General features: G+C 54.4%; 17 protein-coding genes and 3 pseudogenes. 12 read left to right on the top strand and 8 right to left on the bottom strand.

The features are described from left to right. The first annotated feature begins 10 nt into the window (after positions 1–10). The 7 genes from BW974_RS17330 to BW974_RS17300 all read left to right on the top strand — a co-directional run bounded on the left by BW974_RS17330 (position 11) and on the right by BW974_RS17300 (position 8,444). A complete protein-coding gene (locus BW974_RS17330) occupies positions 11–520 on the top strand; it encodes an LUD domain-containing protein (protein WP_076431495.1) in 510 nt (169 codons plus the stop codon). Continuing rightward, positions 521–2,725, top strand: coding sequence for an LUD domain-containing protein (locus BW974_RS17325; protein WP_076431494.1), 2,205 nt, complete (start codon positions 521–523; stop codon positions 2,723–2,725). Between the two features lie 173 nt (positions 2,726–2,898). After that, positions 2,899–4,080 carry a UxaA family hydrolase gene (locus BW974_RS17320; protein ID WP_076431493.1) on the top strand — a complete coding sequence of 394 codons (1,182 nt, stop codon included), beginning with the start codon at positions 2,899–2,901 and terminating at the stop codon, positions 4,078–4,080. Next, a complete protein-coding gene (locus BW974_RS17315; RefSeq protein WP_076431492.1) occupies positions 4,077–4,379 on the top strand; it encodes a UxaA family hydrolase in 303 nt (100 codons plus the stop codon). Before BW974_RS17320 ends, BW974_RS17315 begins: the two co-directional genes overlap by 4 nt. Next, positions 4,379–5,473: a UxaA family hydrolase gene (locus BW974_RS17310; protein WP_076431491.1), complete on the top strand. Its 1,095-nt coding sequence runs from the start codon at positions 4,379–4,381 to the stop codon at positions 5,471–5,473. The genes BW974_RS17315 and BW974_RS17310 overlap by 1 nt, the downstream gene beginning before the upstream one ends. 95 nt (positions 5,474–5,568) lie before the next feature. Next, positions 5,569–6,804 carry an MFS transporter gene (locus BW974_RS17305; protein ID WP_076431490.1) on the top strand — a complete coding sequence of 412 codons (1,236 nt, stop codon included), beginning with the start codon at positions 5,569–5,571 and terminating at the stop codon, positions 6,802–6,804. A 107-nt stretch (positions 6,805–6,911) separates the two neighbouring features. Next, positions 6,912–8,444 (top strand): Nramp family divalent metal transporter, encoded by a 1,533-nt coding sequence (locus tag BW974_RS17300; RefSeq protein WP_076431489.1) that lies wholly within the window; start codon positions 6,912–6,914, stop codon positions 8,442–8,444. Positions 8,445–9,284: 840 nt separating this feature from the next. Here BW974_RS17300 and BW974_RS17290 read toward each other — a convergent pair. Both BW974_RS17290 and BW974_RS24855 read right to left on the bottom strand, forming a co-directional pair. Then, a pseudogene (locus BW974_RS17290) lies at positions 9,285–10,505 on the bottom strand (RNA-guided endonuclease InsQ/TnpB family protein). 9 nt (positions 10,506–10,514) lie between these two features. Further along, complete coding sequence (locus BW974_RS24855; RefSeq protein WP_139328919.1) at positions 10,515–10,655, bottom strand: DUF2080 family transposase-associated protein; 141 nt, start codon at positions 10,653–10,655, stop codon at positions 10,515–10,517. Positions 10,656–10,795: 140 nt separating this feature from the next. Here BW974_RS24855 and BW974_RS17285 point away from each other — a divergent pair. Beyond that, a pseudogene (locus tag BW974_RS17285) lies at positions 10,796–11,188 on the top strand (RNA-guided endonuclease TnpB family protein); the annotation flags it as partial. 144 nt (positions 11,189–11,332) lie between these two features. Next, on the top strand, positions 11,333–11,686 hold the full coding sequence (locus tag BW974_RS17280) for an aldo/keto reductase (RefSeq protein ID WP_368275057.1): 354 nt from the start codon (positions 11,333–11,335) through the stop codon (positions 11,684–11,686). A gap of 166 nt (positions 11,687–11,852) precedes the next feature. Here BW974_RS17280 and BW974_RS17275 read toward each other — a convergent pair whose 3' ends face one another. After that, positions 11,853–12,584: a fumarylacetoacetate hydrolase family protein gene (locus BW974_RS17275; RefSeq protein ID WP_076431486.1), complete on the bottom strand. Its 732-nt coding sequence runs from the start codon at positions 12,582–12,584 to the stop codon at positions 11,853–11,855. A 108-nt stretch (positions 12,585–12,692) separates the two neighbouring features. Continuing rightward, positions 12,693–13,787, bottom strand: coding sequence for a Gfo/Idh/MocA family protein (locus tag BW974_RS17270; RefSeq protein ID WP_076431485.1), 1,095 nt, complete (start codon positions 13,785–13,787; stop codon positions 12,693–12,695). Positions 13,788–14,928: 1,141 nt separating this feature from the next. On the opposite strand from BW974_RS17270, the gene dgoD reads away from it, so the two are divergent. Continuing rightward, positions 14,929–16,107 (top strand): galactonate dehydratase, encoded by a 1,179-nt coding sequence (dgoD, locus tag BW974_RS17260; protein WP_076431483.1) that lies wholly within the window; start codon positions 14,929–14,931, stop codon positions 16,105–16,107. 111 nt (positions 16,108–16,218) lie between these two features. On the opposite strand, the gene BW974_RS17255 is transcribed toward dgoD, so the two are convergent. Further along, the gene (locus BW974_RS17255) at positions 16,219–17,091 is read right to left on the bottom strand and encodes an HpcH/HpaI aldolase family protein (protein WP_245800170.1); all 873 of its coding nucleotides are present in this window, start codon (positions 17,089–17,091) and stop codon (positions 16,219–16,221) included. Positions 17,092–17,266: 175 nt separating this feature from the next. Between BW974_RS17255 and BW974_RS17250 the strand changes: the two are divergent. Next, positions 17,267–18,538, top strand: a pseudogene (locus tag BW974_RS17250) (RNA-guided endonuclease InsQ/TnpB family protein). 65 nt (positions 18,539–18,603) lie between these two features. On the opposite strand, the gene BW974_RS17245 reads toward BW974_RS17250, so the two are convergent. Together BW974_RS17245 and BW974_RS17240 are read right to left on the bottom strand one after the other, a co-directional pair. Next, positions 18,604–19,485: a fumarylacetoacetate hydrolase family protein gene (locus BW974_RS17245; RefSeq protein ID WP_076431481.1), complete on the bottom strand. Its 882-nt coding sequence runs from the start codon at positions 19,483–19,485 to the stop codon at positions 18,604–18,606. An 81-nt stretch (positions 19,486–19,566) separates the two neighbouring features. Beyond that, positions 19,567–20,799 carry a mandelate racemase/muconate lactonizing enzyme family protein gene (locus BW974_RS17240; protein ID WP_076431480.1) on the bottom strand — a complete coding sequence of 411 codons (1,233 nt, stop codon included), beginning with the start codon at positions 20,797–20,799 and terminating at the stop codon, positions 19,567–19,569. A 299-nt stretch (positions 20,800–21,098) separates the two neighbouring features. Between BW974_RS17240 and xacF the strand changes: the two genes are divergently transcribed. Further along, on the top strand, positions 21,099–22,547 hold the full coding sequence (gene xacF / locus BW974_RS17235; protein WP_076431479.1) for a 2,5-dioxovalerate dehydrogenase: 1,449 nt from the start codon (positions 21,099–21,101) through the stop codon (positions 22,545–22,547). A gap of 949 nt (positions 22,548–23,496) precedes the next feature. Here the strand turns inward: xacF and rdfA are convergent. Beyond that, positions 23,497–24,117, bottom strand: a complete 621-nt coding sequence (rdfA, locus tag BW974_RS17225) for a rod-determining factor RdfA (RefSeq protein ID WP_076431477.1) — start codon at positions 24,115–24,117, stop codon at positions 23,497–23,499. Positions 24,118–24,199: the final 82 nt, after the last annotated feature.

Raw genomic sequence — 24,199 nt, 5'->3', positions numbered from 1 at the left:
GTGTGAAACTATGGCAACAAACGTGGTCGCGGCATTCGAGTCGTCGTTAGGGACCCTCGATATTCCGTGTATAAGTACGACCCCGGATGGGTTTACCGAAGCACTCGCTGCGCAGATAGAACTGCCTGCCGTGGGCGTTCCGTTAGACATCGACGGCATCTCGCTCGAAGAAACGGATGCGAATCTTTCCCCGTCATCGCGGCAACTCGTAGAGGCGAAAACCGGCATTACTCCCGCCGCGCTTGGTGTTGCAGCACACGGGAGTCTGCTGTTACAATCCTCCCCCAATGGTACTGAACCGATCAGCCTCTATCCACCTCGTCACGTCGCTGTGGTTCGTGAAGACGACATTGTTCCGGATGTTCGCGACGCGCTCGAATGGTTGGATGGCGAGTTCACCGACGGTCGGCGATCCGCCGTCTTTGCGACTGGCGTCAGCGCAACCGGTGATATGGGTGCGCTCGTCGAGGGGGTTCACGGGCCAGCAGACGTCTGTGTTATCATCGTGGAGGATCGATAGATGAGCAGCGATACCCGACGTCGGAAGGCTGCAAAAATCCGCCATCTGCTGGAGACTGAGGGCGAGAGCGTTCGAGAGAACACGACTCACTTCAACGAAGAGCGATACGATGCCGTCGAAGGGTTCGACGACTACGAAGCGGTTCGTGCCGAGGCTCGTTCCATCAAGGAGAATGCCATCGAGCGGCTTCCCGAACTCGTAGAAAGGCTCCGTGATTCCATCGAAGAAAACGGTGGTGATCTCTACATCGCTGACGACGCCGCGGATGCCAACGCCTATATCCGAGAGGTCGTCGGTGAAGCCAGTGGAGACACCGTCGTGAAGAGTAAGTCGATGACAACGGAGGAAATCGAAGTGAACGAGGCATTGGAAGCGGACGATGTCGATGTCTGGGAGACGGATCTCGGCGAGTTCGTTCTGCAGGTTGCAGACGAAGCCCCCTCCCATCTCGTCGGGCCATCCCTACATCGGACGACCGACGATGTCGCCGACCTCTTCAACCGATATTTCGACCCCGACGAGCCGTTCGAGACGGCGGAACAGCTTACCGAGTTTGCGCGAGATTATCTCGGGGATCGGATTCGAGCTGCCGATGTCGGGATGACTGGCGCAAACTTCGTACTCGCGGACTCGGGAACGATTACGCTCGTTACCAACGAAGGGAATGCACGAAAGTGTGCTGTAACCCCTGATACTCATATTGCAGTCACCGGTGTCGAGAAGATACTCCCGTCACTTTCGGACCTTGGACCGTTTATCGAACTCATCGCACGGTCGGCCACTGGACAGGACATTTCGCAGTACGTATCACTGTTCAGCCCCCCAACCGCTTCTCCCACGTTGGATTTCGAGAACCCCGAATCGTCGGCGTTTGGAACGGATGAGGACCGTTCGTTCCACCTCGTCCTAATTGATAACGGTCGATTGGCGATGAGGGAGGACGAGGAGCTGCGGGAGACGTTGTACTGCATTCGGTGTGGTGCCTGCGCAAACTCCTGCGCAAACTTCCAGCACGTTGGCGGCCATGCCTTCGGCGGAGAAACATACACCGGCGGTATCGCCACCGGTTGGGAGACGGGGGTCCACGGCATCGAAAGCGCGGCCGAGTTCAACGATCTATGTACAGGGTGTTCGCGCTGTGTGACCGCTTGTCCGGTGAAAATCGATATTCCGTGGATCAACACGGTCGTTCGCGACCGGCTTAATCACGACCATGACCGTTCCAAGTTCGATTTTCTCGTCGAAGGATTGACTCCCGACGAGGAACCAGCGAGGCTGGACCTCCAGAAACGAGCGTTTGGTACCTTCGAAACGATGGCAAAGGTGGGGAGTAAAACGGCTCCTGTATCGAACTGGGTGCTCGCTTCGTCTCCCGTCAGGAATATTATGGACCGATTCATGGGAATCGACCAGCGACGCGAACTCCCATCGTTCAGGCGCGAATCACTCGTCGACTGGTTCGAGGCTCGGGGTGGAAGCAAGGTTCGTAATGCCGACCGAACTGCCGTGCTCTACCCGGATGTTTACACGAACTATGTCCTCGTAGAGCGCGGGAAAGCTGCCGTCAACGTTCTCGAATCACTGGGAGTCGAGGTTCGTATTCCGGACATCCCCGGAAGTGGGCGAGCACCGCTCTCACAGGGGATGATCGACACCGCCGAATCGAAGGCCAGACAAGTCTCTGACCGGCTTCGAAGCGATATCGACGCGGGAGCTGACATCGTCGTCATCGAACCGAGCGATATAGCCATGTTCCGTCGTGATTACGAAAAGCTACTCCCTGCTAGCGCGTTCGAGATGCTCTCGGAAAACAGCTACGAGGTTCTCGAGTACGTCTTTGGTCTATTGGAAAATGGTGCTGATGCAGACTCACTCTCGAGTCAGCACTCGAGACTCGCCTACCACAGTCATTGCCAGCAACGGACGTTAGGACTCGATGCATATACCGAAGCGGTCTTCGATCGGCTCGGGTACGATGTCATCACCTCCGACGTCGAATGTTGTGGCATGGCCGGCAGCTTTGGGTACAAATCGGAGTATTACGAACTGAGTATGGACCTGGGTTCGACCCTTGGCGAACAGTTCGCCGATAAAACTGACCGGACGATCGTCGCCTCCGGAACCTCGTGTACCGAGCAACTCGCTGATCTCCTGGCTAGCGATGTGAAACATCCGATCGAATTACTTGTACCCGACGAGCGCTGACGCCTTTTCACAGTATTTCTCATTTGAGGTGGGGGTGAACTATCGGAGAAGGGCAATAACATTGAATCGAACATTGGACTGGCGATAATGCTCAAACGGTTGGGAGTGTTGTCGGTACTTTCTCTTCTCACGAAGTAAAACCTATAGCACAGCCCTGAGAATGAAGAAGGCGTATGTGTGCAACATTTCGCGGGTATCGCCGAAGCGATGGCCAGATCGGCGTCCGAAATCACGTCGCCATCATTCCGACGTCGGTGGCGGCCAGTCCGGTTGCCCGGCAAATCGCGACCGAATCCGGCACATGGGCACGTGCCACACCTCATCAAATGGGGACGGCACAACCCACACCGGCGCGGAGGCAAACAGAACGCGTCTTGGCTGGCGTCGGTCGAAATCCGAACGTTGGTACCGCCGTCGTACTCGAACTCGGTACCGAAGACATCGATGCCGAATCGCTCGCGGATCGAATTGCGACGAGTGGCAAGCCGGTTGAGACGCTCTCGATCCAAGACTGTGGAGGGACAAAACGAACACTCGATGCGGGGCAAAAGCTCATCGAAAGCTTGTACGAGAGTGTATCGAATGCACGACGCGAAGAGGCAGATATGTCGGAACTGATTTTTGGCGCGGAATGTGGAGGAAGTGACGCAACGAGCGGTATCGCGGCCAATCCCGCAGTGGGGAATGCAGCAGACCGACTTATTGCTGCGGGTGGGACGGCTTGTTTCAGCGAGACGCCAGAATTCATCGGTGCAGAACACATCCTCGCCGAACGATGTGCTGACGAGAAAACTCGTGAGCGACTTCTCGAACGCGTCGAAGCGCGCGAGGGACAGGCGAAACTGATGGGAGTCGACCTCCGCGGAGCACAACCTACACCCGGCAATCAGGAAGGAGGGTTGACGACAATCGAAGAAAAGAGCCTCGGAGCGATCGCGAAGGGTGGAACGACCCCGATACGTGGCATCGTCGATTACGGGGAAAAATTACCGTCCGGCAATGGGCTCGTCCTTATGGATACACCCGGGTACGATGTCGAGAGCGTCGTCGCAAAGGTCGCCGGCGGCGCACAGATAATCGCGTTTACAACAGGTCGAGGGTCGACGACAGGAAACCCGATAGCGCCAGTCATCAAGGTCACAGGTAATCCGAGTACCTGGAAAAAGATGCGAAATAATATGGACGTAAACGTGTCGACGATTGTCAACGGAGAGGATATCGAGGCAGTCGGTGAACGAGTCTACGAGACCATCAAAGCGGTCGCAGATGGACAACGAACCGAGGCTGAACGCCGACAGCTTCAGGAGTTCGCGATCAACGAGATTCAACCACGAGAATTGGAGAGCGCAGTATGAAAGGCGATGTGATCGAAGATGCAGCACTGCTCATGGACCAACAGGACTCAGTTGCGACCGCACTCGAAGACCTCGAGTCCGGACGCGTATTGAATTTTGACAGCGGGAAAATCGTACTCGCCGACCGGGTTCCATTCGGGCATAAATTTGCACTTGGCCCGATAGAGCGCGGGGAAGATATTTACAAATACGGTGCCGTTATCGGCCGTGCAACGGCAGACGTCCCCTCAGGAACTTGGGTACATACACACAATTGTGAGAGCACTCGTGGTCGAGGTGACCAGGAGGAAACCAAATAATGAAACAGTCACTCCAGGGATACGAACGTTCGAACGGGGAAGTCGGGATACGCAACCACGTTCTCATCGTTCCATCGGTGATCTGTTCCCATCACGTTGCCGACCGAATCGCGGCACGACTTCCATACGCTCGAGCGACCCCACACGATCACGGGTGCGCTCAGCTCGGCGCGGATAATGAACAAACGGCGCGAACACTCGTCGGCATCGGAACCAACCCGAACGTCGCAGGTGTCGTTGTAGTCGGACTCGGTTGTGAGGAAGTACAGAGTACAGAAGTGGCTAGCTCACTCTCCGAACGAGGTGTACCCGTTAGAGAGGTCTCGATTCAGAATGTTGGAAGCACTGAAGCGTGCGTCGAGCAAGGTGTCGAACTTGCTCAAGAGCTATGGACGCAAGCGGACATCCGCAAGAAATCCGTCTCACTGCGGAGGTTGACCGTCGGTGTTATCGCAAGTGATCTCCGCGAGAGCACGCGTGAGGTCGCAGCACCCCTCGTCGGCGACGTAATCAGTGAACTAACCGAGATGGATATTCGAATCGTCGCTGCAGGAAACGAACCCCTGGTCGTACATCCGGAAGCCGCGCGCACACTTACCGTTCCAGACGCTCAATCCGATCTCGAGGCGTTGCTTTCCCGGCACCGAGACAAGCCACCCCGGGCGACGCATGTCGGAATGCGTGCTGCAGCGGGTAATTTCGACGAAATAACTCGCGAATGGGGGTCGGGTGACATTGAAGAAGTGCTGGAGTATGGGTCCGCTGCATCTCACGATTCCGGCGTTGGAATTGTCGATTCACCATCACGGTTCGAAGAAGCAGCAACTGGACTGATCGCAGCGGGCGCGAACCTTCTCGTCCATCTCACGGCGGACGGGATACCCGCCGGTCATCCGATAGCCCCCGTTATCAAGGTCTCCGGAGAACGTTCCACAGTTACGGCGCTTGCCGAAGACATCGATATCGACGCAACAGCGGCCACCAAAAACGACCTACTGACGCGGATTCGAAATGTTGGCAACGGGAATCCCTGTGCGGCAGACAAACACGGCCTGACGGAATTCGCGATCACACGTGTCGGACCATCGATGTGATTATATGTTATTTGTGTACCCTCAATCCTCGATGACGGTCCCGAATCAAGGCTCAATGCGTCGTACCCGTGGGGCTATCACCAGCGGTGTCTGCAATGAATAGTAACGATCGACGAACAGTCGCTGTCGCATCGTTCGCACATGGGCTGGTACATACGTATGAACTCACCATTCCGCTCCTCATTCCGATCTGGATGACGACGTACACCGTCGATACAGCGATGATCGGATTCGTCGTCACCGTCGGATACGTCCTGTTCGGCCTCGGAGCGCTTCCGAGCGGTATTCTTGCCGATAGCTATGATACACGCAAACTCATCGCGATCAGTGTGCTGGGAATGGGTGTCGGATTCGTCATCATAAGTCTCGCACCGAGCATTTTCATCCTTACCATCGGCTTGATAGTCTGGGGTGGGTCCGCGAGTATGTATCATCCTACCGGGCTCTCACTGATCAGCCGCACCGTCTCGGAACGTGGGCGCGGACTAGCGTTCCATGGCGTGGCAGGTAACGTGGGTACTGCAGTTGGCCCACTCCTCGTTTCAGTGCTACTCCTGGAGTTGTCGTGGCGATACGTGGCTTCGCTGCTCGTCGCCCCGGCTCTCCTCGTCGGTATTGTTACGCTTCTTGTTCCTATCGAGAAACCTGCTCGCGTAAGCAATGGAGGAATGGCTGTCGATCCACAGGGCGGGTTCTCGATGGCCGAGTTCGGTGCATCATCGAAACGACTCTTCGCTCGTGGGTTCGCCGTGATATTCCTGTTGGTGGTTTTAGAAGGGTTGTTCTACCGAGGTATTCTGACCTTCCTCCCTGACGTCTTCGACACGGTAATCACGTCAGAGTCCGCCATCACAGCGGACTTGTTTCGTGGGACGTCTCAGTACCTATACAGTGGTTTGCTGCTCGTCGGTGTCTTCGGCCAGTACGTTGGTGGATGGCTCGTCGATCGAGTGAATCCTGTCCGCGGACTCGTTTTCGTTTTTATCGGATTGGCGGGTGTCTCCGCCATGTTTGCAGCGATCACGCAACCGAGTGTGTGGAACCTTGTTCCTCTGAGTATTCTTCTTGGCGTGTTCCTCTTCGGTGAGCAGCCGCTCATGCAAGCTACCGTCGCGGATTATTCGTCTTCCGACACTCGTGGATTGAGTTACGGATATACGTACGCCGGTGTCTTTGGCGTTGGTGCTTTGGGTGCGACTATCGCTGGATACGTCCTTACACGAGCGAGCTTTTCGTGGCTCTTCGGTTTACTCGCGATACTCGCCATTATCGCCGCAATCGTTTCGGAGCGGCTTCGACGGGGAGATAACAGAAGTTTAGAAGTTAAATAATATATACGCTATAAAACACATTGACAGAAATATTTACTTCATGCATACAATAGAAATGTTTATTAACCATGTATGACTTTATCTGACAAGGTAGTAGAGGTTACAGTATGTGTGCGAAGGTAGAACATGAACCACCACAAACAGAGCACAGCACGATCGAAGAAACTGTCTTACCGAGCGAAGACGGGATTTCATTTCCAGAGCCACCGACGGAACTCAAATCAGGGTCTCGGAACTGGAAAAAATTACTCGCATATTTCGGCCCTGGTGCGATCGTTGCCTCCGTCACGCTGGGATCAGGTGAAACGCTGTTCGCTCCCCGTGGAGGTGCTATTTTCGGATTGTCGATTATTTGGGCACTAGTCTGGGCGGGACTCGTGAAAGGAATAATGACGTATTCCGGTGTTCGATATTATACCCTTACAGGTGAGCACGTGATGTCCCGCTGGGCGAAGTTACCGGGACCTCGAGGATGGTTCACCCTCTTAATGGGTGGGATTGCCATCGTCGCCTTCCCATCGTGGGTTGGCGGGCTGGCCAAGATGCTTGGCCAGATCACGGCTTGGGCTCTTGGACTCCCGATGAACGATACCATGTTTGCGTCGGTCGGAACCATCCTGATGGTCACAACCGCTGGATTGGTCTTCGTGGGTGGCTACGAATACGTCGAACGCGCACAAATCGTCATTGTCGCCTTCCTCTCGGCGACCATCGCCGTTCTCGCCATCGCCGCTCAGCCATCTCTGTTCGGTGTCCTCGGGGGCTTGGTTCCATCCATGCCTTCCGATTACGCCCCGTTCGTTTATAACAAATATCCAACTGTAGCGGAGCGATCCGTCTGGATTGAAGTTGTCACGTATATGGGTGCGGTTGGCGGCGGTATATACGACTACATCGGCTACGTCGGCTATTCGAAAAAACGTCGCTGGGGCATCCTTCGGCGCTCCGATTCCGAAGAAGTCTCCGACGTCGTCCGCGAGCTTGCCCCAGGAAAGGAAGTGCCACTTGACGTGAGCGAAAGCAACCTGCAACGAGCAAAATCGTGGTTGAAAGCTCCACAGATTGACGTACTGATTTCGTTCACGGCGATCACCTTCTTTACGGCCGCCGCGATGGTGCTGGGCGCTCAGAGCCTTCATGAGGCACAGCTGATCCCCTCCGACCTCGACCTCTACACGTTTCAGGCGCAGTGGTTCGCCGCCATTCACCCAGGGCTAACGATCCTTTGGAAGATCGGGGTGTTCTTTGCGCTATTCGGAACGCTCTACGCGACGTGGGAAGGATACACGTGGACGTGGCTGGAAACGGTCAAACCCTTCTCGAAAGCTGCGCGTAGCCTGGAACGCCAACGAATGGGAACGGCGCGTTTGATAACTATTGTATATGCTGGTGGACTCGGACTCGTGCTGATGTGGTCCGATCTATCAGCCGTCGCGATCGTCACCCCGGCATCCATACTGGGTGGTGTGTTTGGATGCGGGCTCTGGTGTTGGGCGATGCTCTGGGCCGAACGAACGGCACTCCCTGAAGAACTCCGTAGTGGTTGGATGCTCACCGTCGGACTCATTATTGCTGGGGCGTTCCTGACCGGTGCAGGCATTATTTCCATCGTCGAATATCTCGGCCTCGCGTCGTTCTAAGCAACCTACGTCCGTTTTTGTGAACCGTTATGTGGACAGCTTGGAGATCGCTCGATCGATATACCGAAGTGTTTCGTGTGTCCGATAGAATCTGGAGAAACAGTACATCGCGACAACCATACTCGTGAGCGTCACGAGGACCGTAATCGGTATGAACACACATGCGAGGACAACCGAAACGATACCGAGCACGCCCCAGAGGGCTCGTTTTTTCCGAAACGAAGAGCGAATTTCGCTAAGGATCTCTATTCGCTCTCTCCGTGTGATTGCTCGATCGTCTGGTATGCCATACTTTTCCACCAATCGATCCCTTGGCTGCTGATTTTTCCGTCCACCAGCCACGCGCTGTGCCATAGAACGCCGCATGAAGAAAATACCGACGAGTAGTGGCAGGAAACTCTCGACGAAACCAAGCCGAAGATACACGAGGATGGTGATCGAGAATGAGCCGACAGCGAGCGATCCCCAGAGCAGTTCAGAATTACGTCCATCCGATTTTGCATGAGACATACACACATACACACACCGAACACCAAATTAGTGTTTTGATCGAACAAATGAAATATTCGAACTGATTCCCCTGAGACGGTGTGAAAAGCGTGATCACAGGCTGAACGAATCGATCACTCCTCGGGCCTTGATACTCGACGGCAATGTCGTAGTGCCTCCTTTGAATCGTTCAACAGATGAATCGAATCGACCCCCGCAACCAGAAAGTCGATACCCCAATTTAGTCGAGTTTTTCGGTCTGATTCGCTGATTGCGAGCGTTCCGACGGAGATGTCGGCGTTTCTCGCTGACTGAACGATTCGGTCGACCGCATTCGTGAACTACCCCACCCTACCGCTCGCCTAACGGCTCGCGCTTGAGGGTGGGGCTTCCTGTTTCTACGACGCGCTTTGCAGATACGGACGTATCCACAGGGAGTGCAGTCTCCACAGGCGTTGATTCGGAGCGTCCCGCTCCTCACCGCTTGATACCGCGAGAAAGAATGTTCCACACCGCGTTCGCATCTCTATCCGCTTCGAACCCGCACGACGGACACGAGTGTTCACGCACCCACAGCGGTTTATTGGTCGAAACGCCACAGGATGCACACTCTTTGGTCGTTCCGCGCGGATTCACGGCGACAAAGTGCGTTCCCTCCCGTTCGCATTTGTATTCGAGCATCCGGAGGAACGTCCCCCACGCCGCACCCGCCCGGTTGCGCGAGCTGCCCGGTAGCTCGACTAACCCTTTCGTGTCCAAGTCCTCCACCGCCAAGAAGTCGTATTCTCGGGCGTAGTAGTTCGAGAGCTTGTGAAGGAAGTCCCGGCGCTTGTTCTTCAATTCGGCGTGGCGTTCGGCAACGACACGGCGCTGTTTCTCCCAATTCGCAGAGCCGTGTTCCTTCCGCGAGAGGTCACGCTGTGCGCGTTCCAACCGGTTGCGTTCGTCGGACAGGTCGAGCGATTCGACCGCCGCTCCATCGGTGTCGTGGGCATACTTGAGAATCCCTACGTCGATTCCGACGCACCGCTCGGGATTCTCCGATTTCTCCGGTGGGTCGTCGGGCGTTTCGACACCGAGGATGGCGTACCACTTCCCGGTTGGTTCTTGCTTAATCGAGACGGTCTTGATGTCGGCGTCGTTGGGGAGGTCGCGGTGGAAGGTGATGGGGATTTCTCCGAGTTTCGAGAGCCACAGTCGCGCTCGGCCACTCGTGTTCTTGAGCTTGAAGCCGGATTGACTATAGGTGAAACTGCGGTACTCGTCCGGTGCCTTCCACTTGAGCGTCCCGACGTGGTAGCCGTTCTCTTTCCGTCCGCGAAGCGTCGAGAGGTTGTCGTACAACCGCTGAACGACTTTCTGAAGCACTTTCGAGTGAACGTCTTTCAGGTCAGACCACCACTTCTTGAGACTCGGTAGGAGTTTCTGCTCGGAGTACGCCGACGTATCGTCGTTCCGATTGAGCCGGTGGAGGAAGTGGTTGTAGACCTGTCTACAGGTATCGACAGTCCACACTAATTGTTCTTCGAGAGCGTCGGACGGTCGGAGTCGATACCTGTAGTTGTAGTTCATCGGATGGTGCTATTCGTTGGGTTCGGTGGTTCGGACGACTTTCACGTCCGCTCCACGCCACCGTTTCGGGACGAGAACGTGAGCGCCGTTGCCGGTGGCTTTGGCCGTCCCGTCGAGGACTTCGTGGCCTTCGATTTCGTGTCTATCCATCAATTGTGTTTACATATCGTTTCAACATGAAGGTGGCGGTGGGGCTGTGGGCCGAGCGTCGAACGTGTTTGAGAACCATGCGGCGCTGTATCCCCTCCCTACTCACTCGCTTCGCTCGTTCGTTGAGGAAGGGGCCTTAGCGCCTCAATTTAGGTAACAAAGAACACCGCCGTATCCGCGACCTCAATCACACCCTCTCACGTCGGCTCATCGACTTTGCCGACCAATTCGAGAATCCTGTGATTCGAATTGAAACGCTCGAAGGTATCCGCGACCGTACCGGATGGTCGGGTGTCCATTCATGGCACTTCCACCAGCTTCAGACGTTCATCACCTACAAGGCTGAACAGGCAGGTATCCGCGTAGAAACGGTTGACCCGGCCTACACCAGCCAGAACTGTTCTTCGTGTGGTGAACGCGGCTCACGGAACCACGACCATTTCAGCTGTTCGTCGTGTGGCTACGAACGCCATGTGGATTTGAACGCGGCGGCGAACATCGGTAAACGAGAGGGGGAACCATGCACGGCCTAACACTTCGGGTGAGGCGAACCGTGCTCCCTTGCTGGTTGAACAGCCAGCCGTCTTTGACGCCCATAGTTGATGGGGAGGAAGGCCGCTTTGACACGGCTCCACGCGCTGTAACGCACACCGTCGGTCATAATTCGGTGGCTACCGTTGACGTTCCACGCGAAAGCGTACTTGAGAACCGAGGAAACGCGCAACCTCAATATCCTCTTCGAGGAATCCTCGCCCTTTAGGGCGGGAGGATGTCAAGCATCGGAGCGAGGGTGGAAGGTCCTCGATGCGATACGCGACGTGGCCGACGAGGTGGATGCGACACCCGCTCAAGTGTCGCTCCGATGGCTGATGGATCACGACGACTTCACGTGCGTTCCGATCATCGGTGCGCGAACTACTGAGCAGTTGGACGAGAACGTCAGTGCGTGCGACGTCGATTTATCCGAAGAACAGTGGAATCGAATCATGGACGTTCGATATCGTGAGGACGATACTCTCTGGGGCCACTAACTCTCGCCGCGAGCGGACGGGGCGACCACTCTTTCGACGGACCATACTGAATTGTCCGAATAGAACTCGGGAACGCTGATAGCGTCCGGAGATAGTGTACTTCGCAGTATCATGGGAGCTGGTCGTATCGGATGCGTAGATCGAACGCACACCGATGTCGAGGGGTCTATTCCGTAGTGACGTCGTGTTTGAGGGTTCCGATGCCTTCGATCTCGACTTCGACCTGATCTCCGTCGGAGAGTGGACCGACACCTGCGGGCGTTCCCGTGATAATAACGTCACCCGGTTCGAGCGTGAGGTATGCCGTGATCTCCTCGATGATCTCCGGAACAGAGAATATGAATTCCGAACGGGACGATCGCTGCTTGATTTCTCCATTTAGTCGGAGTTCGACCGTCGCATCGTCCGGTACCGCCTCGGGTGGGGCAACGACCGGTCCGATGGGCGCGGACCCGTCGAACGCTTTCCCTCGAATCCAGTTCTGTTCGACCATCTGGTCGTCGCGGTTCGAGATATCGTTGACACAGGTATACCCGTCGATGACTGCTTCGGCGTTCTCAGCAGCCACGTTTCGACACTGTTGTCCGATAACAACGCCGAGTTCAGCTTCGTACTCGACTCGTTCTTTGCCAGCAGGGAGCGTAATCGTATCACCGTGTCCGGCCACCGAGTTGGGCGGTTTCAGAAACAACAATGGGCGATCCGGGATTTCCATCCCTGATTCTTCCGCGTGGTCTGCATAATTGAGTCCGACGCAGACGATCTTCGTTGGATCCGTTGGCGGGAGAATGTCTACCTCGGTAGGATCGTAAGTGTCGTCGGCAAAGGCGATGCCGTCGTCTGTCCACAGACCGTCGCGAGTATAGCCTGCCGGATCACGAAATCGTACGTGTGACATGTAACCAGTATTCTGAGCGGTGCTAAAAACTGTTGCCGTAGCGGCAGGGTTGCGCACTATAATTCGCGAATACCGGCGGTCAGAATGGGAGAGCTAGACGTTTTGTCGTCACCACGAGGTTATCCGGACATCCTTGAGTGGCGTTTCGAGTGGCAGGTCGACGTGGCTACCGGTATAATGAGAGATATAGAAGCTGACGATGATTTCGAGCGACCGGGTCGCCTCAATCCCTGGAGAACGGTTTTCCGCGACACCGTTCAACAGGTTGACGATATGGCTCGCAGCGTTCGGAAACGCCTGGCGATAATCGACATCCCATGACCAGGCACCCGACACACCTGGAACTGGTTCTTCGATGTGGACACCGTCTTCGAGCGTCCAGTATCGCCATTCGCCGTCGTCATTGTTGAGATACAATTTTCCATCAGTGCCGATGAATTGGAGACACATGGAAGAGATATCACGAGCGACGGTGCAGTCGATAGTAGCGAATGTGCCATCGTTGAGGAGAACATGCCCACCACCACCGGAATCAGTTACTTCCCGTGTTCCGCCGAGTGCATCGACGGCGTCGTTCTCCTCGTTGATATAGCCACTAACCCGCGTGGCGTTGGCGTCGAGTAAGTACACCAGAAGGTCGAGCAGATGTGTCGAGTTACGCATCAACTCCCGCCGGAAATCAGCAGAGATCGATTTCGGCTCCCCGATGATACCGTCGGCAACTGCACGCCGAAGCTGTTCTACTTTCTCGGTGAACCGGAACGAGTGATTGACGACGAGTTCAGTATCCGTGTCGGCACAAACGTTGCTCATCTCTTCGGCCTCTCCGACGCTCGCTGCGATCGGTTTCTCACACCAAATGACAGCGGGGTCGGACGCCGAACGCGCAGTCGATACGACGTGCTCACGATGGAGATACGATGGGGTGCAAACCGAGACGACGTCTAAATTTTCCGATTCAAGCATCGCCTCGTGGCCCACGTAACGTCGATCCTCTGGAATCTCCCACGCGTCACCGAATCGCTCGAGTTTTGATTCGTCTACATCCGCAATGGCGACGAGTTCGATTCCCTCGGTCTCCTCGTAGCCACCCGCGTGACTGGCTTTGAACTTTTTTTGACCAATATCCGCTTCGTCGTGCATTCCGAGAATTCCCAGCCCAGCAATTCCACCGGTTCCGATAATTCCTGCCCTGTAAACCATATGCTCAAACCTCTCTCCATGTACTTGATTAATTCGGTGGTTCGGTTCGACTGAATTCAGAAATTTGGAGCAAATATCATCACCGGATTCTATCCCACCGATGAACACAGTTAGTATTTCACCGTCCTTTCTCCCATGGTGCACATTTCAATACGCTAATAAATTGGGAAAACTAATATGGTTTTCTCGAATTCATAAATGTAGTCACGGGATGAGTACACTCTCACCCAGTGGCGGGATGAAAAATGAACGACGATAGAACTGATGTCCTCGTCCTACGCAGCGATACACATGGACTGCCGGCGGCCGAGTATGCCGCCATTCTCGACAACCAGCTCCCAAACCTATGCGTTCGATGCGCACAAACACCATCGCAAGAGCGCGAATTCATAAGCGATGCAAAAATCGTATCCAGCGTGCGTATCGACGAAAATTTGTTAGAGTACGCAGAAAACCTCCAATTGTTTGCGGGCGTCGCAGCGGGATATAATCACCTTCCACTCCAAACCCTCGCCGATATGGGCGTCGTCTTGACATCTCCCCATCATAAACGGCGGGGATTCCTCGAAGAGGATATTACGGTTGCACGTTTCCTTGGGAACGAAGGACGCTTTCGCGTCTTCCCTCACCGGTTGCCACCCAATTATGACCGAGGGTGTGCGTTGCAGTGCGTATAGCCGTATCAAAGCGGCCTTTCCACCCATCTGCAATGGGCGTTTCACCGGGACGGAATACCGTCCATCCCTCCGCGACAGGGTATTCAGCCTGCTGGGTACCACCATCAGCGTCAGACGACCAGTTGGCCCGGACGTGGTGGAGTGGGCATCGACTTTCTTACCACGCGACGAGTCGATGCAAAGCATCGGTACGGTCAAAGACCGTGTTCGTCAACGAGGGAATATCGGTAGTATAGGTGGGACAAGAGAACGCTTAATAGTACCGTTCGTGGAATATCTGGCCTTGCTATCGGCGGCAGTTGCTGGGTACTTTGTCGGATTCATCCCCGCTCTAAAGGGCGAGGCTTTCTCCTCGAATCTACGTAAACGGCACCAATGTGGCGCCTGATATACGCTGAACAGTGTTCGAAACACCATTTGACCCGATAAAAAGTATTATTACATCTGTAACGAAATGAATGATTATGTCGGACTTGCGCATTACCGACGTAGAGACGTATATCGTCGCCAATCCATGGAAACCCTGGGTGTTCGTCCGCTTGGACACGAACAAGGGTATTCACGGACTCGCCGAGGCGACGACGCATAGCAAACCGGAGACCGTTGCAGCCGCCATCGAGGAGATGAGTGATTTCTTCATCGGGGAAGATCCATTCGCAACCGAGCGTCTATGGTTAGAAATGTACCGCGACGAGTGGTTCTCGAAGAACGTCGTCAACACGACGGTCATCTCAGCCATCGACATGGCGTGTTGGGACATCAAGGGAAAGATGCTCGACCGACCGGTGTATGAACTGATCGGAGGGAACGTCCATGACGACACGATACGCGCGTATGCCAACGGATGGTACACGGAAACGACCGACGATCCCGCAACGTGGCAGAAAGCGGCAAAGCAGGTCGTCAACGATGGTTACGACGCGATGAAGTTCGATCCGTTCGGGAAATCGTGGCAACGAATGGATCGCGAGAAATTCAATCACTCGGTCGATATCGTTCGTGCAGTGCGAGAAGCTGTGGGTCCCGATGTCGATCTTCTCATCGAGGGACATGGTCGATTTACCGCCGGTCAAGCCCTCGAAGTCGCGAATGCGTTCTCCGAGTTCCATCCGACGTGGTTCGAGGAGCCCTGCCCGCCGGACTCGATTAACAGTCTCGGAAAAGTCGCGGACAAATCGCCGATTCCCATCGCAACCGGTGAGCGACTGGTTTCGAAGTACGAGTTCCGCGACCTTCTGGCGAACACGGACGTCGACATCATCCAACCCGACATCATGAACACCGGTGGGATAACCGAAGCAAAGAAAATTGCCGCACAAGCCGAAGCCGAACACGTCAGTTTCGCTCCACATAACCCTCAGGGCCCGGTTGCGACAGCGATTTCAGCCCACGTGGACGCTGCGGTGCCGAACTTCATGATTCAGGAGGTTTTCCAGACGTACGACGTAGAATGGGTCAATGACCTGCTGGTGGACCCGATTGTGGTCGAAGACGGGTATATTGAAATCCCACAGCGTCCCGGTCTCGGAGTCGAACTCGACATGGGCGTCGTCGAAGAACACGCGTACTCCGATGGCAAGGACGAGGTACACACGATAAACCTCTTCGAGAAAGACTGGGAAACCCGTTCATTGGTCGACTGAGCGATTTTCATCGACGCACCTTTTTTGAAACACGGTGGCTGTGATTTCTCGGCTCGAAGTGACGGCTACCGATGCGAACTTTAGCGCTGTCGAGTAGGTCGCGTCGGGTGCTCACCTAATAGTTGGAGGGATATCGATATCGTCGACGAGACTTTCGAGGTGTTCGGTGAACAGAGCAGCCTCGACACCGATCGTCAGATACTGGACACCAGCATCAATCCATCTGTTCGCGATTTGGGTATTGTCCGCGAACGCACCCACGACCGTCTCCGTTTCGGCAGCACTCTCACAGACACGCTGCATGAGTTCTTCGACACGTTCGTGGGTAACCTCTCCAGGGATTCCGAGAGACTGGGAAAGGTCATACGGGCCAAGAAATACGACGTCGATGCCTTCGACATCGAGGATCTCTTCAATGTTTTCGACTCCACGCTCTCCTTCGACCTGTATTACTAGAAGCCGCTCTTCGTTTTGTTCTTCCGTGTAGGTCTCGCTTCCGGTATACTCGCCGGCACGAACGTACTGCGAGAGTCCCCGACTTCCGAGCGGATCGAAACGGGCCGCTTTGACAGCTGCCTCGGCGTCCGATCGCGTTTCAATCTGTGGAACCTGTACGCCTGCCGCGCCTAAGTCGAGCGCACGTTGGATTTCAGCTTCCCGGTTCTCGCGAACACGAACGATCGGTGCGAGGTCCTTATTCTGTGCGGAAGAAGTCAGGTTAAGCGTTGTTTCAGCGGTCAACGGACCGTGTTCTTGATCATAGATTACAAAATCCATTCCCGCAACGCCGATCATCTCCGAAACCATTGCTGAGTCTAGTAATTGAAACGTACCGACGGCCGTTTCGCCATCGAGCAGCCTATCCCGAAACGATTTTTCGGACATATTCACAAATATCATCCGAGTCTCATAAATATTTCTAATAAGATTATTACAAATAATATAGACGAAGCTACCTATGTACTTCGAGGCTTGACCACGCAACGGTTCGCTAGTATTTACGTAGATACGAGGAGAAAGCCCCGTCCTTTAGGGCGGGGATGAATCCGACAAAGTATTCGGCAACCACCGCCGGTACCAGGGCCGGATATTCCACGGATTGTTTCACTTTCACCCCGCTCTACGCAGGTATAAGTATTTGTGGTGACATAGGTTACGTATGGCGAAACAGGTCGTTACGCGAACCTACCGCGCCCGTATCTGCAACTACTCGCAGGTGCGCAACGACCTCGATTCGCTCGGATTCGCTGCCAGCAAGCTCTGGAACGTTGGCCGATGGACGGTCCAACGAGTCTGGGATGCTTGCGGCCACATCCCCGGCGCTAACGCGCTTATGGCGTACCTCAAGAACCACGAACGCTACGCCGACCTCCATTCTCAGTCGAGTCAATGAGTTCTCCAAGAACTCGAAGAGGCGTTCACCAGTTGGTACGGCAAACGCCGAAACGGGGACACGAACGCGAATCCGCCCGGCTACCGCAAACACAACGACAACCACCCGCGTTCAACAATCACGTTCAAGGCGGCTGGCTTCAAGCATGACACGCACAACAACCGAGTTCGTCTCTCGAAAGGCAAGAACCTCAAAGAGAATTGGTCGGACTTCGTTCTGTGCGAGTACGATGCCATCGGCCCGTCCGAAAGGACTATCGAGAACGTTCAGCAGGTTCGTGCAGTGTACGAACACGACATCTGGCGGTTGCATTTCGTCTGTCGCGTCACGATTAACGAAGCGGAATCACCCGGTGACGGCGTGGCAGGCATCGACCTTGGCATCTGCAACCTCGCTACCGTCTCGTACGGCGACGAATCAGTGTTGTACCCCGGTGGGGCGCTTAAAGAAGACGAATACTACTTCGCCAAGAAGCGCGCCGAGACGGACGATTCGGCGTCACACGAAGCCCGTCGTCTCGACACAAAGCGTACCGACCGCCGGACACACTTCTTGCACACGCTCTCGAAGGACATCGTATCCGAATGTTCTAAAAGGGGTGTCGGAACGATTGTTGTTGGTGACCTCGGCGGCATCCGCGAGGACGAGAACGGTGACGCCCGCAATTGGGGTAAGCACGGCAATCTCGACTTGCACGGGTGGGCGTTCGACCGCTTCACTTCGATGCTTGCGTACAAGGCGGAAGAACGTGGCATCTCTGTTGTCACGAAGTCCGAGCGCAATACGTCGAAAACGTGTTCAGCGTGCGGTCAGTCAGACGACCGTCAGCGTGTCCAGCGAGGCTTGTACGTGTGTGAGTGTGGGTTGGTTGCGAACGCGGACAGTAATGGTGCGGAGAACATCAGACGAAAAGTACTCCCGAATCCACCAAATGAGGATAGGGATAACGGCTGGTTGGCACAGCCAGCGGTGCGCTTGTTCGATTGTAGCGAGGGTCGGTTCGCCCCGCGAGAACAAGTCGTTAACCGCGAACCGTAATATCCCAACTCGGGGGGAATCCTCGCCGTTTACGGCGGAGAGGATGTCAAGAACGTGTCGTCGGTTTATACGGTGACAGTACCGTTCACGAGCCGACCGATATCGCCGATGTCGATCGTCACTTGGTCGCCCTCGGTGAGGGTAAACGACTCTGGGGGTACCAGAGCCGTTCCGGTGAGGAGGACGAGCGTTTCGGGAAGGACGTTATGTCGATCTAGATAGGATACGAGTTCGTCACACGTGGTCACCATCTCGTTCGTCGACGTTGATTCCTCGTACACGATCTTACCATCACGTTCGATGGTCAACGACATTTCAAGGTCGTGTGGATCCTCGATCGTCTCCTCCGAGACGACACATGGACCGATCGAACAACAGCGGTCGTACACTTTTGCCTGTGGGAGATACAGCGGATTTTCACCTTCGATATCCCTACTGGATACATCGTTACCGATGGTGTAACCGACGGTTTTGCCTCGATGAAGAACAATTCCGAGTTCCGGCTCCGGGACATCCCAATCCGAATCACCACGCACACCGATATCCTCCGATGGACCGACCGTCCGCGACGGTGTCGCCTTGAGGAATATTTCGGGACGTTCGTTATCATAAACGTCGATGTACACTTCGGGCTTTCCACTCTCCGCTTTGCGTGCTTCTTCGCTGATTTGATACGTAACACCGGCCGCCCAGACTTCGTCGGCGACGACCGGTTGAAGAAGGTCTCCAGTAGCCGTATCGAGATCGAACCGATCAGCGTCGTCGAGACGTTTGCGTGCAACGGTATCGATCGACTCGTCATTTGCATTTGCCGCTCGAGCAAGTGCTTTGAACGATCCTAAGTCAGGTGATGCAGAAGTCAGATCGTATGCTGTTCCGTCCTCGTCTTCGACAACGAGGGTATCCGTCGCTGAACGCTCTCCACCGGGGAGTCGGTAATAGCGCATGACACAATAGTTCGTGGATGTCGTTAAAAATGTATCGCCACGATAAATTAGTAAAATTTCGATAGAATATACAATAATTTACTAGTCAAAGAGCGTCTCACCTTCGACCATGTGCTGCTCGACAGCGTCGAGATCGAGTGTGAGGCCGAGACCAGGTTTCTCCGGGATTTCCATCCGACCCTCCTGAATGAGATCATCCTCTTCAACGAGGTCCTCCCACCAGCCGAGTTGATAGGAGTGGAACTCGACGGCCAGGCTGTTCGGTATCGCAGCTGCGACCTGAGCAGAAGCCATCGTGCCGATCGGCGAGGAAACGTTGTGCATCGCGACCGGAATATAGTACAGATCCGCGAGATCGGCAACTTTTCGCGTTTCTCGCATACCACCGACACGAGGTAGGTCCGGCGCGATAATGTCTACTGCTTGTGGTTCGAGCAACGTTCGCTGACCGTACTTTCGGTACACGTTCTCGCCGACACCGATCGGTGTCGTCGTGGATTTAGTGATCTCTTCCTGAACATCGTGATTCTCGGGGGGAACTGGGTCTTCAAGCCACCACACGTCATATTCTTCGAGCGCGGCCGCGAGACGCTTTGCACTGCCGCCAGTGAACGACCAGTGACAATCGAAGGCCACGTCCGCGCGGTCACCGACCGTCTCACAAACTTGTTTGACGATTTCGACCTTGTGATCGATTTCGGGACCTCGGAGGTAGCGGTTCGCGCGATCCTTTTCGTGTCCCGACGGAACGTCAAGGTCGAACTTGATGGCGTCGTAGCCGAGTTCGGAGACCACGCGCTCGGCTTCCGCCGCATTTGATTCGGGTTCGGATTCATCGCCAGCATGACAGTCACAGTAGATACGAACCTCGTCACGATATTTCCCACCGACGAGCTGATAGGCCGGGATTTCGAGGAGCTTGCCGGCAACGTCGTGAAGTGCGATTTCGATGCCGGAGATTGCAGATATGGTTTTTCCGGAAATAGAGCCCTCACCGGACATCTTCTGGACGAGATGTTCGTACAGTCGGTCAATGTCGAGTGGATTTTCACCGACTAAGAAGGGTTTCATCCGTTCGATGATTGCTGTGTCGCCGCCGCCCCAATACGCTTCACCAGTTCCTACGACACCGGCATCGGTGTACACGCGAACGAGTATCCACGGGTAGTTTCCGTCGACCATCGTCGTCTGAACGTCGGTGATTTCCGCATCGCGCACACCGCCACGGCGGTTGGAGACGCCCATCGTTTCGGCCGAGAGGTCGCGCATCGTATACTCCGCGTTCGGGTCGCGGAGCTTCGCATAATCAACCATTGCGTCCACACGATTCGGATGTGCTATAGTAAACGTTACGGGTTTTATAGTTCAACCAATTCACACCGGCTCTACGTTCGTTGACTCCAGTGAATTCGTGTTCCAGCGACCGTGGTCTCGCAGCAAAATCACGTAGGACCAAGAAAAACCAGGTCCGTCCCCTATCAAGGTTCGTCTCTACCGAGAGACGGAGCACGTGCTTCGGGACGCGGGCCGGAGACTGTTCACGACCATCTGAGAAATATCAATCTCTCCACGTACCGTAAGAGTCGTATGGGTGAACTGAGAACGAACGTACGATGTCGGAAATAAACCAGAACTACGTGAATGGTGACTGGGTTCAATCGGCGACCGACGAGGTCATCGAAGTCGAAAACCCTGCAAATCCTGATGAAGTCGTCGCAAAGTACCAGCGTTCCAGTACGGAGGATGCAACCGCTGCCGTCGAAGCCGCCGCTGCTGTGGCAGATGACTGGGCAGCGACCCCGGGTCCAGAGCGCGGTCGAATTCTCCGCGAAGCCGGCACTCTGCTTGCCGAACGGAAAGAAGAGCTGACTGATCTCCTCGTCGCGGAGGAGGGCAAAGCGTACGCCGAAGCAAACGGCGAGGTACAGCGTGCAATCGACATTTTCCATTACTTCTCCGGTAAAGCTGCCGACCTCGGCGGAACGGTGAAAGGTCCAAGCGCAACCGATCAGAACCTCTACACCGTCCAAGAACCTGTCGGCGTCGCTTCCCTCATTACGCCGTGGAATTACCCGATCGCCATTCCGGCGTGGAAACTCGCACCGGCACTCGCCGCAGGTAACGCGGTCGTTCTCAAACCGGCGTCGGCTGCACCCGGTGTCGCGATCGAACTCGCACGAGCACTCGACGAAGCCGGCCTCCCGGATGGAGCACTGAACGTTGTTACGGGGTCGGGAAGCACTGTCGGCAGTGAATTCATCGGACACGATGCGGTAGATGCCGTCTCGTTCACCGGCAGTAGCGAAGTCGGTCGGATGGTATACGATCAGGCGACGGATAGCGGAAAGCGTGTTCAGACGGAACTCGGTGGAAAGAATCCAACGGTCGTCTCGAACTCGGCGAACGTAGCAGAGGCAGCTGATATCGTTGCGAATGGTGGGTTCGGAACGACCGGTCAGTCGTGTACGGCTTGCTCCCGTGCGATCGTTCACAAGGATGTTTATGATGAGTTCGTCGCGGAACTCGTTGACCGGGCAGAATCGATCGACATCGGTCCCGGTTCGGAGCATGAGATGGGACCCCAGGTTAGTGCTGACGAACTCGAATCGACGCTTGAGTACATCGAGATCGCCGAAGAAGAGGGTGCAACGCTCGCGGCAGGTGGGGGCGTTCCCGAAGGTTCAGAAGTCGAGTCGGGCTACTTCGTCGAACCAACCGTGTTCACCGATATCGACTCCGACATGCGTATCGCACAAGAGGAGGTTTTCGGCCCCGTCATTGCGGTCATCGAGGTCAGCGATTTCGATGAGAGTGTCGCGGTTGCGAACGACGTACCATATGGCCTGTCAGCGAGCATCGTTACCAACGATCATACGGAAGCGAATCGGTTTATTGACGAGGTGGAAGCCGGGGTTGTGAAGGTCAACGACAAAACGACTGGTCTGGAGCTTCACGTCCCGTTCGGCGGGTTCAAGCGCTCTTCCAGTGAGACGTGGCGCGAGCAAGGTGATTCGGGGCTAGACTTCTATACGATTGAAAAGACGGTCTACGACAGCTACTAATCAGTCGCGTAGCGAGACGTCGCTCTCGACGTCATCATAAACACCCGACGCCAAATTTTGCAGGGGATTCTATTTTAGAGAACGAAGATAGGAGAAGACGATGGGCCGTCTGGAACGACGGTGACCGTAATCGGGGGTTGTCCGGATGAATAGTCCTCGAGGTGCCGAGTCTGTCTTGTGGCGCGAAAGTCCTATTAGAGTCCATTCTCGACATTGCTCGGATCTACAAAACGTAGCCAGTGGGCGCTCCTTTGCAGTTGTTACTTATAGCGAGGAGAATCACGTTCTTGTATAGAGAATCACCAACGTATTTGTCGCGGAAATTCACGACGTTTGAATATCCGTGGAGTACCGAGCATCACAGTAATGAAGGCCTTCTGCTTCCAAGCAACGAGACGGATTCTCTCAAAATTCCACGAATCGATTTTCATTCGGTTTGGCGACGAGGACCGCCTCTTTCTATGCGTACTCCCTTTTGACCGAACACTCGTCTTCCATTTCCACTCGAGATCGTATTCTATCATAGAGAACAAATTGTGGTCAGTTCGTCGGGAAATTGAGTTGTAAACGCCAATAGGTAGAGAATGCCCTTATCGAGAGATATCATTACACAGCTATGGCTGTAATGTCTAATTCGTGTTCTGTCCTTCACCAGATCCCGCATGGTAAACCACCTCTTCCAGCGTAAAACACCGAGAGAAGGGTCGTAGTTGTCATAGAGTGGATCAAGTAGCTGTAAATCAGATGTAACTATATCAAAAGTCGCTAGGAGTTCGATTCCGTTGCGTTGAGTCCATTTCATTTCGCGTGATTGCGAGATTATAAATTTCTATACTGTATCCAATCGTATTTCGAGTATTACAATAAACGAGAGATACTCCCATCAGAATCAAATGGTCGATCAGTATGAGTTCCTTGATATATAATTTTTATAGTTTCACGCATGGTGTCACATCATGCAATTACAGCCCCCCATATCGAGAAGCTCAACTATTGGATAGGACCGACCACATTCGTTACAGACGACTCGAACGTCGTTGATCACCTCAAAGTCCGCCAGTTCGATTCGATCCGTATTACGAAGATTCGTGAGCGTTGTTTCAGAAACTGCAACCATCCGGTTTTGGAGACGTCGGATAGTATCTGCTCCTTTTTCGATCTGTGTCTTGGTATCACCCACTTTTGATTTGTGGGATACTTCCCGATACTTAGTGAGGTAGGTATAGATCGCCTGGTGAGACACGAAATCCTTCTTGAGTTGCTCTACGTCAATTCCATCACGAGCAAGCGCATTTTCAGTCTCCGTCTGGATCCCACTACTAACTGACGTATCAGTGAGTAGTCGATAGGTATTTTCAACTTCCCCTTCCAGTTGGGAGGCATTGTTTCGATCTAACTCGGCCCTTAGCACTGCTTGATTGAAAATATCAGCGAGATCACGAAGACTGTATTGCTCTTCACTCTCACCAGTCCAATAGACTTCGAGTGTCTCCCCCATATCGCCTAATTCATACTCTCGAATCACTCGCTCGACTTTGCTGGTCTTCTTCTGCGAATTATTGCCTGACATAGTATATTCAGCCTCTTTTGTTGTGCGGCGTCTATTACAGCAGTAGTTTTGTAATGCATTTAAATGTACTGGTTCTCAATGA

This window comes from Haladaptatus litoreus, from assembly GCF_900156425.1.
GTDB lineage: Archaea > Halobacteriota > Halobacteria > Halobacteriales > Haladaptataceae > Haladaptatus > Haladaptatus litoreus.
Note: the sequence above shows the minus strand (reverse complement) of the source record. Positions and strands in the feature narration are given on the sequence as shown.

Coding starts and splice junctions, on each gene's coding strand:
- BW974_RS17330 (WP_076431495.1), top strand. CDS start 11: ATGGCAACAAACGTGGTCGCGGCATTCGAGTCGTCGTTAGGGACCCTC.
- BW974_RS17325 (WP_076431494.1), top strand. CDS start 521: ATGAGCAGCGATACCCGACGTCGGAAGGCTGCAAAAATCCGCCATCTG.
- BW974_RS17320 (WP_076431493.1), top strand. CDS start 2,899: ATGTGTGCAACATTTCGCGGGTATCGCCGAAGCGATGGCCAGATCGGC.
- BW974_RS17315 (WP_076431492.1), top strand. CDS start 4,077: ATGAAAGGCGATGTGATCGAAGATGCAGCACTGCTCATGGACCAACAG.
- BW974_RS17310 (WP_076431491.1), top strand. CDS start 4,379: ATGAAACAGTCACTCCAGGGATACGAACGTTCGAACGGGGAAGTCGGG.
- BW974_RS17305 (WP_076431490.1), top strand. CDS start 5,569: ATGAATAGTAACGATCGACGAACAGTCGCTGTCGCATCGTTCGCACAT.
- BW974_RS17300 (WP_076431489.1), top strand. CDS start 6,912: ATGTGTGCGAAGGTAGAACATGAACCACCACAAACAGAGCACAGCACG.
- BW974_RS24855 (WP_139328919.1), bottom strand. CDS start 10,655: ATGGATAGACACGAAATCGAAGGCCACGAAGTCCTCGACGGGACGGCC.
- BW974_RS17275 (WP_076431486.1), bottom strand. CDS start 12,584: ATGTCACACGTACGATTTCGTGATCCGGCAGGCTATACTCGCGACGGT.
- BW974_RS17270 (WP_076431485.1), bottom strand. CDS start 13,787: ATGGTTTACAGGGCAGGAATTATCGGAACCGGTGGAATTGCTGGGCTG.
- dgoD (WP_076431483.1), top strand. CDS start 14,929: ATGTCGGACTTGCGCATTACCGACGTAGAGACGTATATCGTCGCCAAT.
- BW974_RS17245 (WP_076431481.1), bottom strand. CDS start 19,485: ATGCGCTATTACCGACTCCCCGGTGGAGAGCGTTCAGCGACGGATACC.
- BW974_RS17240 (WP_076431480.1), bottom strand. CDS start 20,799: ATGGTTGATTATGCGAAGCTCCGCGACCCGAACGCGGAGTATACGATG.
- xacF (WP_076431479.1), top strand. CDS start 21,099: ATGTCGGAAATAAACCAGAACTACGTGAATGGTGACTGGGTTCAATCG.
- rdfA (WP_076431477.1), bottom strand. CDS start 24,117: ATGTCAGGCAATAATTCGCAGAAGAAGACCAGCAAAGTCGAGCGAGTG.